16 protein-coding genes are annotated in these 12014 nt (G+C 65.3%); 10 read left to right on the top strand and 6 right to left on the bottom strand.

What is annotated here, in order from left to right; all coding sequences use genetic code 11:
* Positions 1-19: 19 nt before the first annotated feature.
* From ASF71_RS04235 to ASF71_RS24875, 3 genes are all read right to left on the bottom strand, one after another.
* Positions 20-307 (bottom strand): hypothetical protein, encoded by a 288-nt coding sequence (locus ASF71_RS04235; RefSeq protein ID WP_056295532.1) that lies wholly within the window; start codon positions 305-307, stop codon positions 20-22.
* Positions 304-666: a hypothetical protein gene (locus ASF71_RS04230; RefSeq protein ID WP_235514121.1), complete on the bottom strand. Its 363-nt coding sequence runs from the start codon at positions 664-666 to the stop codon at positions 304-306. The genes ASF71_RS04235 and ASF71_RS04230 overlap by 4 nt, the downstream gene beginning before the upstream one ends.
* A gap of 173 nt (positions 667-839) precedes the next feature.
* Positions 840-1745 (bottom strand): hypothetical protein, encoded by a 906-nt coding sequence (locus tag ASF71_RS24875; RefSeq protein WP_056295524.1) that lies wholly within the window; start codon positions 1743-1745, stop codon positions 840-842.
* Between the two features lie 180 nt (positions 1746-1925).
* On the opposite strand from ASF71_RS24875, the gene ASF71_RS04220 reads away from it, so the two are divergent.
* Positions 1926-3392 carry a hypothetical protein gene (locus tag ASF71_RS04220; protein WP_156372602.1) on the top strand — a complete coding sequence of 489 codons (1467 nt, stop codon included), beginning with the start codon at positions 1926-1928 and terminating at the stop codon, positions 3390-3392.
* Positions 3393-3828: 436 nt separating this feature from the next.
* Here ASF71_RS04220 and ASF71_RS04215 read toward each other — a convergent pair whose 3' ends face one another.
* Positions 3829-4404, bottom strand: a complete 576-nt coding sequence (locus tag ASF71_RS04215; RefSeq protein ID WP_156372601.1) for a hypothetical protein — start codon at positions 4402-4404, stop codon at positions 3829-3831.
* 142 nt (positions 4405-4546) lie between these two features.
* Here ASF71_RS04215 and ASF71_RS23445 point away from each other — a divergent pair, with 142 nt between their 5' ends.
* Together ASF71_RS23445 and ASF71_RS04210 are read left to right on the top strand one after the other, a co-directional pair.
* Positions 4547-4819 (top strand): hypothetical protein, encoded by a 273-nt coding sequence (locus ASF71_RS23445; protein ID WP_156372600.1) that lies wholly within the window; start codon positions 4547-4549, stop codon positions 4817-4819.
* Complete coding sequence (locus ASF71_RS04210; RefSeq protein WP_056295515.1) at positions 4816-5124, top strand: hypothetical protein; 309 nt, start codon at positions 4816-4818, stop codon at positions 5122-5124. The genes ASF71_RS23445 and ASF71_RS04210 overlap by 4 nt, the downstream gene beginning before the upstream one ends.
* Before the next feature lie 38 nt (positions 5125-5162).
* Here ASF71_RS04210 and ASF71_RS04205 read toward each other — a convergent pair whose 3' ends face one another.
* A complete protein-coding gene (locus ASF71_RS04205) occupies positions 5163-5351 on the bottom strand; it encodes a hypothetical protein (RefSeq protein ID WP_056295512.1) in 189 nt (62 codons plus the stop codon).
* Positions 5352-5623: 272 nt separating this feature from the next.
* Here ASF71_RS04205 and ASF71_RS04200 point away from each other — a divergent pair, with 272 nt between their 5' ends.
* The 5 genes from ASF71_RS04200 to ASF71_RS04180 all read left to right on the top strand — a co-directional run bounded on the left by ASF71_RS04200 (position 5624) and on the right by ASF71_RS04180 (position 10074).
* Positions 5624-5920, top strand: coding sequence for a hypothetical protein (locus tag ASF71_RS04200; RefSeq protein ID WP_056295509.1), 297 nt, complete (start codon positions 5624-5626; stop codon positions 5918-5920).
* 2088 nt (positions 5921-8008) lie between these two features.
* On the top strand, positions 8009-8965 hold the full coding sequence (locus tag ASF71_RS04195; RefSeq protein ID WP_056295506.1) for a hypothetical protein: 957 nt from the start codon (positions 8009-8011) through the stop codon (positions 8963-8965).
* A gap of 46 nt (positions 8966-9011) precedes the next feature.
* Positions 9012-9464, top strand: coding sequence for a hypothetical protein (locus tag ASF71_RS04190; RefSeq protein ID WP_156372599.1), 453 nt, complete (start codon positions 9012-9014; stop codon positions 9462-9464).
* Complete coding sequence (locus ASF71_RS04185; RefSeq protein ID WP_056295500.1) at positions 9461-9646, top strand: hypothetical protein; 186 nt, start codon at positions 9461-9463, stop codon at positions 9644-9646. Before ASF71_RS04190 ends, ASF71_RS04185 begins: the two co-directional genes overlap by 4 nt.
* Positions 9637-10074, top strand: a complete 438-nt coding sequence (locus ASF71_RS04180; RefSeq protein WP_056295496.1) for a hypothetical protein — start codon at positions 9637-9639, stop codon at positions 10072-10074. The genes ASF71_RS04185 and ASF71_RS04180 overlap by 10 nt, the downstream gene beginning before the upstream one ends.
* Before the next feature lie 180 nt (positions 10075-10254).
* Here the strand turns inward: ASF71_RS04180 and xerC are convergent, their stop codons facing one another.
* Positions 10255-11223 carry a tyrosine recombinase XerC gene (gene xerC, locus ASF71_RS04175; RefSeq protein ID WP_056295493.1) on the bottom strand — a complete coding sequence of 323 codons (969 nt, stop codon included), beginning with the start codon at positions 11221-11223 and terminating at the stop codon, positions 10255-10257.
* Positions 11224-11328: 105 nt separating this feature from the next.
* On the opposite strand from xerC, the gene ASF71_RS04170 reads away from it, so the two are divergent.
* The gene (locus ASF71_RS04170) at positions 11329-11694 is read left to right on the top strand and encodes a hypothetical protein (protein WP_056295490.1); all 366 of its coding nucleotides are present in this window, start codon (positions 11329-11331) and stop codon (positions 11692-11694) included.
* The gene (locus ASF71_RS04165) at positions 11695-12006 is read left to right on the top strand and encodes a hypothetical protein (RefSeq protein WP_056295487.1); all 312 of its coding nucleotides are present in this window, start codon (positions 11695-11697) and stop codon (positions 12004-12006) included.
* Positions 12007-12014: the final 8 nt, after the last annotated feature.

Here is a 12014-nt window from a genome sequence, read left to right as displayed (position 1 = left end):
AAAGGGGTAGGGGAGAGGGTCACGCCTTCCCTCCGCTGGGGTAGAGGACGATACCGAGTCCCTCGGCGTACTTCTCGGTGCTGTAGCTGGGATCAGGCACCCGCCCCAGGTCGCTGTGCACCTCGGCCGCGACACGGCGGCTCATGTTGGTGATCACGCGGCCTTCGTGGGTTTCGCGGTTCCAGCGCGAATCGACGATGATCCGCTCCTCTTCGTTCAGGAACACGGTCTCGGTGACCGGCGCCGTGGAGACCAAAGCGAGTTGCCCACGCATGAGCAAGGTCAGGGTGTGCCGGAGCCGCGTCATGCCGCCCCCCAGTGCCGACGCCGCAGGCTGAGCATCAGCTGCGCCGCGAGGTCGCCAACCGCATCGCGGTCCAGATCAACCCAGGCCACGGCACCGCCTATCCGGTCGACCATCAGGCGAACGCCTGCGGGAAGGGCACTCAAGGTCGCCAAGCCAGTCGGCAGAGGAAACTCCTGGCGCCCATTCGCCCACAGGCCCTCAGCGCCGTGCCGCAGGACGAGCAGAAGGTCGGTGACCAGATCGAGCGTGACCGCCTCGTCCAGCAAGGCGCTCGCGACTGCCCCTCCGAAGCGCTCGACGTCCAGGCGCAGGTTGCCCTCGCCAGCGCGGAGCGTAATCTCGCCCATTGGGGTAGTCACGACGTAGGCGGCCCCACTCCAGAGGGGCTCAGTCCCAGTCAACAGGACTGCGAGGTCAGGCGTGGCAGGGGAGACCCTCACAGGCACCAAATCGCACACCGGACACCGCCCAGAGTGGAGCAGGGCGAGGCAGATGCCGCATTGGTCCTCGAAAGGGAGCAGGGAAGCCGCGCTCACGCCTGGACTCCCTGCCGGGCCATCCAGGCCAGAGCCGCCAGTCGATCGGCACGCGCTCCACGCAGAAGACGCGCATCGCTGCCTGCCTCGGCTGCGATTTCATGGCTTTTGGCTTCCAGAGCCAGTCGGTGCAACCGCTCCGGCAGGGACAGCCGAATGCGTGTCGGGGCCGACAGACCCCGAGAGGACTGCTGCATTTGCCGTTGTTCGAGTTGCAAGAAGGGTCCGGTCGCAGAGTGCGGGAAGATCGGCCCCATAACCGTGTGTTCTGGTGTGGCTAGCGGGGCAACTGGCGCGACCATCTGAGCTTCCGCTACCTGAACTGCCTGGATGGCTGTCCAGATCAGGGTCACGCTGCTGCTTGGCCTGCCGTTTGGGATGGTCACGCCGTACTCGGCAGCCACTGCGCGCCGCTGAGTGGGCGTCAGTGCGCGCAACAGTTCGGGAGTCAGCGCTGGCGCCTCAGGAGGAAGGACCTGGGCGGCGAGGTAAGTCTCGGCCAGCTGGAGTTCGAGCTCGAACTCCGCGCGGCGCTCCTTCCAGGTCTTGCACACCTTGACGTGCTTGCGCGTCCGGGCGCCGACCTTGATGCTCTTACTGCCGTCCGCGTTGTCGACCAGCTCGACCGCGTAGCCGATCTGGGTGCGCAGGATGAGGACCAGATTGCTGACGGCCAGGCGGGCGTCCATTGGGTCGGCCTCTGTGATCGTCAGGGTGTCCAGCCGGGCTAGGGCGGCGGCTAGGGCGGCGTACTTGCGCACGCATTTGGGACCGACCACGCCGACATAGGGCACGTCATACCCCTGGCTCAGCTCGCGCCCGCAGCAGATGCAGGTCTCGGCCGAGACCAGGGGGAAGGTCGTGGGGCTTGTGTTGTCGGCAACAACGGGGTTCTGTATCATCTCAGCGGCTCCTTTGGCCCCTGATCCGCGTGCTTCCAACGGCGAGTGCGGATCAGGGGCCGGGCCTTTTAGATTGCTCCGAAAGGTAACACTATGTTACCTTAAATCTATAGGCGAGTAAACCCATGTTGCGATGCGATAGGCAATAGGTAACATGAGGTGCCTATATTGGAGACCGATATGACCTTGAGGGTGCAGCAGACGACGAATTTTGATCCAGTTGACTGGGATCAGAAGATTTTCAAGGGCTGGCAGGTAACACTGGATAACCTCGACTCAGGAGCACGTGAGTACAGTTCCCTGCGTCTGCTCGCTCTCATCACATCTCAGGACAAGGACCGGCTAGCACATGCACTGGCGAGCCTGACGGACAATGCCTTGGCCCGTGGAGCCCACCTGATGGGCCTGATGGCCCTGGGCCGCTACACGGAAGTTCTTCTGCGGGGTGAGGAAGTGTTTCCTACCGACATCGGGGTCTTGAGCATGTTCGATGCGGCGAACGCCAACTTCGCAGTTGCGCTTTCTGCAGGAGCGCTGGGTCATCATGAAGACGCGCTGCGCTTCATGCACACGGCCCAGGCCCTCTATGCAGCTCTCCGAATGGAGCGCCGCGAGCAACTGATCAACCTAGAGATTGAGCGGATCAGGCTGGCTTTGGGGACGGCGAGCCCCCAGCGAATCATCGCCACGATGTCCCAAGCAGATCTCGGTGAACAGCGCCGTAAGTTCTCACAGCACATCCTGGCCGAGACATACATGATTTACGGCGAGTACGAGACTGCCGAACTGATCGCGCCGCCCGGCTCCGGACTCAGTACCTTCGCTGAGGTGCTGGGGGGAGGACGGCCAGGGGTCTTCCCGCCCGATGACTACGGTTCCCTGGCCCGCGCGCTCCGCGATCCAGAGGCCGAGATTCCCACACTGATTCATCTGCCGGAAAAGGGCTATGGACACCTGATCAAGGCGTTGCGACTGATTAAGATAGGCCAGTCCGGTCAGCCGCAGGCCTTTCAACTCTTGGTCAGTTTTGAGCCTAAGTCCCCGGACCACAAGATCTGGTGGGGACTGATGATGATGTCTATCTCGCCCGGCGTTCCAGCCGCTCGTCGATACCTCGATCAAGCCCTGAAGCTGATCACCGAGGGGCGTGCCGGTGTGACCAAGCAGGTGCCTATCATCTCCTTTCTGACGGAGCATGCCCCCTTCCTTCTCCTGCTCTACGCCGCAATTCCTGAGTCCCCTGTCGATGTGGTCGACGCATCGGTGGGGCTTCCCCTTTGGACGGGTAACGCCGTGTTCTGGAAGGGAAAGACATTCATGCTCCGGGGCGGCGAGACAGGTAGCTGCCTCCTGGCTGACGACCTGCGCGGCATACGCGCCCCGGCGCGGCATCCTCAGGAAGTCACACGGTTCGAGAAAAGCCGTGTGAAGAATCTGGAGATCACTGGGCCGTCTACCGCGATCTCTTGGCTCCTCAAGATCATGCTGTTGACGGCGTATCACACGCATTTAAACACGGCCTACTGGCGGGACAAGGCGGCGCAGCTGCTACCCATGCTATGTGGAGACGACGTCCAGAAAGCAGCGCAAGAGGTCATGTCGCAGGACTGTGCCTCCATGGGACTGGGAAGTAAGATCATGTTGTGAATAACCTGCGAACGCTGACCGCAGTACTCGCACTCTTGACCACCGTTCTGGCCCCGGCCAAAGCGTCGGACGTCCAGACCGCTAATACGCCCCCAGCCGCGACGCAAACCCCCGTCCAGAGCCCTCTAGCACCGTTCCGCCTTGATAGTGGCCCCTGCGCTGGTTGCGCATAATTTTTTACCTTCGGTTCTCATAAATCTGTGATGGGTGGGTGATGCAAGCCAGCGTCAGGTAGCGTCGCAACCCCTTTTTCATGCTCTCATGAATCATGCCGTACCGCCTTCCCTCCCCCCTTCCTCCTGAATACAGGGCGGCATTTTGTGAATCGTTCACAGCGGCTGATATTCGGATAGAAGACGGCTTCTATTATGCTTATCTTCCGACAGAGGCGCAGAAATGGGCTGCAATGCATGCCCTTTCTGCGCTGAAGTACGCGTCACCTCAACCCTACCAACCGACCCTCAATCGGTAGATTTGTCGGCACTGCCGCGTGACGTAATACATACCTGGCTTCTCCGAGGCGAACCACGACCCAGGGGTCGTCTGTTGTCGTCTCTTCGAGCTGGGCCAGCTCGAGGACCATCCCTCGGGGTGCCAGCAGTGGCTCAGTCAGCTCGATGCTGTATGTCGATAGCTCAACGGGTTCCAGATCAGGATTCAAGGGGGCGCCGCTTCCTACAGGGAAAGGGCGGTAGGTCAGCCACTGGGGATAGGTGTCCGCAGGCAGACCGAACAGCTCGCGCGCTTGACTGTCCGTAAGCGAGAAGGCGTCCAGCAACTTCCCGAGTGTCGGCGGAGTCATGGTGCTGATACTCAGGTCTTTCTCGTTAGGGTCCTGAACAGACTTCGTCCGGCCGCGGACATAACGCCGCAGGGTCTGGCGAGAGATCCCGCTGTTCTTCTCGACAGCTTTCATACCGCCGTTGTATTCGATCAACCAATGCAACATCGCCCGGCGGCTGATTTCATTGACTGCCGGCTGGGGGCGATGTTCTGAGGGGGGTTTGGGCATGTGATTCTCCTACAAGCTCGACGGTATGTCGGTAACGTTGCGTTACCTTAACGGCCCGGAACTTGGGCATTCAAGGGCTGTGATGCATGTGTGATGCTGGCTCCCCTTGCGGGTCGGGTAACATTGAGTTACCGTCTAAGGTATGTCCGGTAACATCCTTTACCCAACCCGCCGTCTCAACGGCGACAAGTTGTGTGCTGCACGCAAAGCAGCGGGATATCGGAGCAAGCGGGTATTCGCCGAAGCCATCGGCATGACGAAGCAGAACTACCTGAAATGGGAAGGAAGAAACCCTCCGCGTGATGTTTTCTACCAACCCATGCGGCGAGCATTAGAACTGCTCAGCAAGTCGTTTGAGGACATCAGCGATGAGATAGGGGACATCGAGCAACCGAGCTGGGGAGCTCAAGGATGAGTCACAAACAGGCCCTGCCCCGAGGGAGTGCCCTATCCGGTCCCCGTGACGACCTAAAGGTGCTCGAGGTCCTCAGCAGCCCCCTGACCCTGCCTCTGCTGGAGCGCCGGCTGGGGCAGGCCGGGCACCGCATCGACGCGACCCGGCTGCGCGTCCTCCTGACGGAATTGCAGGACGGCCACTTCATCCAGATCTCCGAATTGGAGCCGATTACCTACACCCGCACGGCGCTGGGAACACGGCTGTGCGGTCCCTGCACTTCGTCGTCAGAGACACTTCTCTCCCGTCCCCAGGAAGTCCTATGACCACCCTCCAAGCTGTCTGGAGTAGGGAAGGTGCCCACTCAATTCAAACGCGCGCACTCCACTTGATAGCCCTTGTACCACCGCGCCTGCCCCAGCGCACTGCACAGCCGTTCCCCCAGGGGTTCGGTCAGCTGCCGGTTAACCGTCATGCGCTGAACCAAGGCTTGATAGGCCATCCAGGCAGTGGCCGCGTCGTCATCAAGAACCAGGGGAGGGAAGACCTTCACGCTGTTATCTCAGCAGAGGCTGCCCACTTTTCCGTCACAAACGCCCACCTTAATCCAACCCTGCCGACTCACCCCTGGGAACGTGTGGAATTCCTCCACCTGATCAAGAGGAGAGATGGATTTCACCCGGATTTTACTCAGACCCGTGCGGACGCTCGCAAGGGCCTGGGAGGCTTGCTCTATCCGCCCTGCGCGACCTCCCCACCGCCTGCCTGAGCCCCGGCCCAGGCGGGCTTTCCCATGCCCTTTCACACCCTCACAGGAGCAGACCCATGACCCCCAACCCCCTCCCCACCATCGGCCGCGTCGTCCACATCGTTCTCGCCACGGGAGCCCACCGCCCCGCGACCGTGATCCACGCCTCCGAAGACGACCAGCCCAATGTGATGGTGAACCTGGACGCGACGAACGATCTGAATGACAAAACGCCCGTGTTCGACAGCCACGGCCTTTTCCCCGAATCCAGCAGGCCGTTTCTCCGCACGGCCTACCTCGCTCAGCTGGACAGCGTGCCCTACGACGAAACCGGCACCCTTCCTGGCACCTGGCACTGGCCCGAGCGCACGTAACCCCTCTCCGGCGATACCCCCGACTGCCAGGACACGACGGGGGACCACCCGCGCTCGAGCACCCGGGAAAGCGCGCGCCGCATGACAACCGAATATCTCGTCAGACGCCCTGCGCCTTCAGCACGCCGAGGTCCGCTTGTCCAGGGACCGGGTCAGGTGGTCGCCCGCAGGAACCGTTCTGACACCCCTCCCGCGAACTCCCGCCCGGTCTGACCCCCGGACGGCCCGCGCGGGACCGACCTGCTCCGGACGGGCAGGCGCGCTGGCCTCTTGCGGGGCCTGATCCCCCATGCGCGAGACAGCGGGGGAGGCGGCACCCAGGACGTCCACACCCCTGGGCTTGAGGCTGACCGTGCGGCCAAGAGCAGCAAGGTACGGACCAGGTGCGAAAGGATCTGGGGCGCGACAGGGCGCGCTGAGAGAAATTCCCGGTGTCGAGCGGCCTGAACGGGTCGTATCGGGCCGTGACGTGCAGGGTCGTCACGGTTCCTGCCGAGCTGGCGCATAGGCAAGGGCACCGCACCACCACGATGTGCCACGGTTTTCTGCACGCTTTCCTTTCCAACTTCACGACCGCAGATCTTCGGGGACCGGCCCCCATGGAGCACAAGACCGGCCAGGCGGACGCCGCCTGCGTGAGGCCACCGAACGGCCAAGAGGAGCAACGTTCCGGGTCCGTCCCGAGGCCACATCGGGCGTCCGCACCACGAGACGGTGCGTAGGGGAGGCCCGTATGGGGCGTCTTGCCCGCGCTGGGGTCACGCCCAGCCCTCCCGACTTTTCTGATACGCCGGTCGCCATTGGCCGGCGGCATCGCCTGCTCTCCCTCAACCCCAGAGCAGGCCGTGTGGGGACGCGAAGTGCCAGGTAGTGGCACAGGCCTGAGTCATGGCCCAGCTTGCGGGTGCGACCCCCGCCGTCCCCACTCCCGAGCTGCGGCCGCAGCCTCTTCAACCCGCGAGCCCTCTCCCTGCACCGGACCGGAGACAGCGCGCTTGCCAAAGCTCTGGCTGCGCGGACTGTGCGTCTCCCAGATGCCCCGTCAATCGGGAGCACGCTCGCCACCAGTGCAGACGGTTGGTACACACCTCAGTCCCTGAACCGCGCCCGCCCTGATGGCCCAGGGAGGAGAGACGTCAGGAACCAGCGCCCCGCCAGGGCCGCAGTGCTGGTAACCCTAAACGAGGGTGCCGTGGCACGCACCCGGCCAGAGATCTCCACCCAGACGGCGGCCGAGCAAGCGTCCGGTTCTGGGTGGCCCCCGTAGTGCGCGACGAGTCCCATAGGGCCGGGGGTCTACAGTCGCACCGCATCCGGCGGCACCGGACGGCCCCGCAGCGGTGGAATGCGTGGGGCACCAGGCGCTGGCAGCTGCTCTGCCAGGACGGGGGGTCGCTCAGCGGCCCGCCCACGTTCCCTCACAGGCCCGGCACGCCGGGCATATATCAGGCGCCCAGTACTGGGCGCATCAGCACCTGCCCCTCCAGGCAGCAGGCCTGTCCGGCCGGGCCACACACCGCCCCAGGACCGCCGACGCGGCGTGCAGCGTGACTTCCGTGACGTGGGTTGAGAGCAACGCCAGTCACCGCGGGCGCCCGGCCAGGCGCTCAGAGTGCGCGTGCCCTTCACGCGTGACTTCTCTCCAGCAGGTGCCGCCTGCTCGCCCGGTCGCCGGTGTACCCCACCGGATCTGCATCTGTGCCCTGCGCCAGCCCAGGCTTCGGCTGGCACGGCCACCCGCGCCGCTCGTGGGCCAGGACAAGCTCGCTCAGGGGTCTGCCGTGTCGTCTGCCAGCACGACCGGCCGCCCCCCGCGACGACGACCCGAACCTTGCTGGCCGGGGAGTCGACCCCACGCCCCGCCGGGGGCCAATCCGGTAGATCACCCCCAGGAGGGAGCTCCTATGCGACAAACCTGATGCCCTAGACCGTTCAATCCACCCCCGTCCTTGCGGGGGGTCAACGCGGCGTATAAGGCCAGCGTGCCCGGCACGCGGCCGGTTCGATTCCGGCCTTCGCCCCCATTTCACCCCATTCGCCGTGCCCGTGCTGGACGGTGTTTTTCCTTCTCACCCCATTGAGGTACCCATGACCGAGCAACCTGACACGCGCCCGCTCGGGCAGATCGCCTTCGACGCGTACAACGCCGAGCGCGGCGGCCTGACCTATGACGGCAAGCCCACCCCGCCCTGGACTGCCCTGGGCGACGGCGTGCGCAACGGCTGGACGGCCAGTGCCCTCGCCGTCATGCAGGCGGCCACCTTCGTGGACCACCGCATCGGCGGTCAGGATGCTGGCCCGGAGCGACACGCCAGCAAAGCTGAGAACGCCGCCTGGGACGCCAAAGTCCGCGAATATTGGTGGCCGATCATCACGCGCGACGGCGTGATCGCCGAGGACCTCGTCCTCACTGAGCTGGGCGTGTACAGCCACGTCCTGAACGAGGTGCCGGAGGTCTACAGCGCCATCACGAACGACAAGCTCAGTAAGCCCAGCTACTTCGCCAGTGGGGTCATCAGCATCTACGAGGACGAGCAGCGCAAGGCGGTCGACGAGGCCGAGTTGGAGCTGCTGCTGGACGTGGTCGAAGCTCTGGACCCCGACCCGGCGACGCTCGATGTCCTCGTAGAGCTTGCCGAGGGTCACCGCCTCGGAGATCTCCGCAAGGCGATGAGCGAGTCCCGCGAGCGGCAGGCGCAGTTTCAGGCCATTGTGGACCGCGCGAAGGGCGCGCCGGTCGTCCCAGCCCCCCTCCCGCCCTTGACCCATCTGGCGCAGGCGACGGCTGTCACGACCACACATCCTGGGGAGGTGGTACAGGCGCATGCCAGGGCGCTGGCCTCCCACCGCTTCGTCGCCCTGGGCGCTGGCCCCGAGGGAGCGCTCGAGCGCCTCCGACAGGACCTCTGGGAGATCGTGCGCGACAACCTCAGTCCCAGCGGGACGGTGTACCACGTGCGCGCCCGTGTGGGGCTCATCGAACCGGACGGACAGGTGGACCTGAGCACGGTCCCTGGACATGACCTGGAGGTCATTGCCCCATGAGGGTGGAGGCCTTCTGACCTTCCGGTCCATTTCCCTCGAGGAGGCGATGCGCCACGGCGCGGCCGAGCGGCTCTACCACCCGCTCGGGGAGAGGGACACGGCGACCGGCATCGCGCTGCTCCGGCAGATGGCGCTGGATATCCCGGTGTACCGCGTGCGCCTGGAGGGTGGGTACATCAAGCGGACCCTCCAGCAGGTCCGCGCGGACCTCATCAGTGAGGCGGGGCTCGTCGAGGGCGTGACCGGGTACGCGGCGGCGTTCGTGGCGAACGGCGAGCGCGTGCTGGTGACCGTATCCCGCGCGCCGCTGCGGCGACCGGAGCCGGTGGTCTGGCGCCAGCGGGAGCACGCGCCCTCAGAGGGCCCCGTCCCCACGCCGCCCCCACTGCCCGCTCCAGAGTCACCTCCCAGGGGCAAGAAACGCCGCAACAAGGGCAATCCGGAGACCCGGAAAGCCGCGAAGAAGAAGGCCCGCCAGAAGAGGAGGCAGGAACAGTGAAGAAGTCGTGGCTGATGCTGGTGCTGGGACTGACCGGGGCCTACGCCCTCCCTCGAATGACTTTGCAGGCGCCGGACACCCTGCTCCGGCCGGAGCGGGTGCGCCTGGGTCGACAGATCCGGCAGACCCTCAAGAGCCGGAAGGCGCGGCCGCCGCGCGTGCAGGGGCGGCGATGTTGCTGACGGCTGAGCAGGCCACCGCGCTCGGGCCGCCAGGGCGGGACCCGGACCCGGACCTCGTGCGACGCTACGCCAAACACATCACGAACATCCTCGTCGCGGTGACCGCCCCCACGGCCCACGAGCTGCACTGTCGTCTTCCCCCGGAGCTTGCTCAGGCGGTCGCGGAGTTGCTCGTGAGCGAAGGAGATTACGACGCCACCTTGCTCTACCGGGACGATGACGATCTGACCACTGGGCGGCTGAAACTGAAGTGGCCGGAAAAGCCTTCTCTCGTCCGCACCCGGCACGTTCCCAGACCACCAGTCTGGGTGAGTAGTCAGATGGACCGGACGTTGCCCGATACCTGGCTGAATCGTCTGTGGGTGAGATGGAGGCTGAGCTTTTGCGAGATCGACGATTATGTGCCGGTGTGGCCGTGGGAGGTCTGACCGCACAGCTGGTGACCGGGCCACATCTCCCAGCCAACCCACATCCGCGGGGCCGCTGGGGCTGGGGCGGCTGGAACGTGAGCGCCGAGGACTTTCTCGACCCGCCCTCGGCCGCCATGCGCTGGTGGCAGGCGCAGCTGCTGCGTTACGCAGCGGTCACCGCCCCGCCCCCCTTCGTCCTTACCACTCGCTCGTCGGTTTTTTACGGCCCGCTCGGGAGTAGTTCACGTAGACCTCGCTGCTGGTGATATCCGCATGGCGTAAGTGGTCGCGCACGGCCAGCAGGTCTTTCTGCTCCGTGTAGATGCGGGTTCCCGCCGTGTGACGCAGGCCGTGGACCTCGCGGCCCTCGTACTGCACTCCCGCTTCCTCGCAGGTGCGCTGCATGGCCTTCTCGACGCCCTGACGGGTCCGGAGGGTCAGCACGTGCGGACCGTAGTGCGGCGTGTTGGTCAACCAGCTCCGGAGCACGGCCTGCGCGGTGCGGGAGAGCGGGACGGCCTGTCGGCGCTGGCCTTTGCCGGTCACGATCAGGTAGGGCTCCGGGGCGTCGAGGTGGATGTCCTTGCGCAGTAGCGTGGTCATCTCTGTGGCCCGCAAACCACAGTGCGCGCCCAAGGCCACGATGACCGCCTCCTGTCGCCCGGCATGCATCAGCAGGGTGACGACATCCTCGTCAGCGTAGGGTTTGCGCTTCTCCCACTTCGGGACCGGGTCGCGTGCAGCCTTCACGTCGGTGAAGGGGGCAGCGTCCACAGCGGCGCTCCAGCGCAGGGCGGCGTAGAGCGCCCGGGCGGCCGCGAGGCGGGTCTGGACGCTGCTGGGGGCCAGGCCGCTGGCTTCCAAGTGCCGGGCGTAGCGGAAGCCCATGTTGGGGCCGGGGCGGGTCAGGCTCACTCCGGCCGGTCCGGCCCAGGTGAGGAAGGTCTGGAGGCCGATGCGGTAGCTCTCCAGGGTGTTCTTGCTGACGCGGGCGCCTCGGCCACTGCGGGTGACGAGGTAGGCCTCGGTGAGGGCCCACAGCCCTTCGAACTCGGCGTCGCGGGCGGCGCGGAGGCCTTCGCGGCGCAGGGCTTCGGGTTCCAGGGCGGCGAGGCGGTCGGCGCGAGCCTGGAGAGTGAGGTTGCTGGCCATCAGCTCCAAGGTCATAGCGGTCAGGGTAGCGCGGTGGTGTGAGGAGGTGATCAGCGGATCTCCCGTAAGACTACTTATGCCAACCAACCTGACTGAACAGGAAAACAGAGGAGACCCCCCATGAATCCAACCCCCCCAGCCGAGGCCCCTAGCCCCGGCCCCAGCACCTACACCCCCGACCTCGAACACACCTTCCACGTCGCCCTCGCCACCGCTCGCTATTACGGCACCGGCCGCCGCCAGAACCCCGCCGAGCAACAGGCCTACCTCCACCGCATCGAGCAGCTCATCCCCCGACTCGCCAGTGGTCCGCCCTTCAGCCCCGACGAGCTCGACACCCTCCGCCGCGCCTGCACCGGCACCCTCGCCGCCCTCGAAGCCCAGCTCACCGTGGAAGGCCGCATCACCCGCAAGCTCGTCGAGTTTGCCCTCGCCCGCGTCGACACCTGGTCAAGGGCGGGTCAAGCCCAGAGCTTGGTGGCCTAAGTGGACGCCTTCCTCCCCGCCTTCACGCTCCTGATGATCGTCTGGGCGCTCGCTGAGCGGCAGAAAACCCGGACAGCCGAGCAGCGCGCCGAGGACCTCGAGCACGACCTCGCTCACGCTCAAGCCCTGGGACTGAAACACCAGAACGAGGCCTTGACCCTCCGGGCCACCGTCGAGATCCAGCAGCTCGCCCTCGCCAAAGCCCAGGCCCGCGAGACCGCCCGCCAGCAGCTGCACCACGCCAGTGGCTGGAGTCCGCAACCCGACCGCCCCGCCTGGCACCGAGACCACCCACAGGAGTCACCGGACTGAAGGAGAAG

Source organism: Deinococcus sp. Leaf326 (assembly GCF_001424185.1).
GTDB lineage: Bacteria > Deinococcota > Deinococci > Deinococcales > Deinococcaceae > Deinococcus.
Note: the sequence above shows the minus strand (reverse complement) of the source record. Positions and strands in the feature narration are given on the sequence as shown.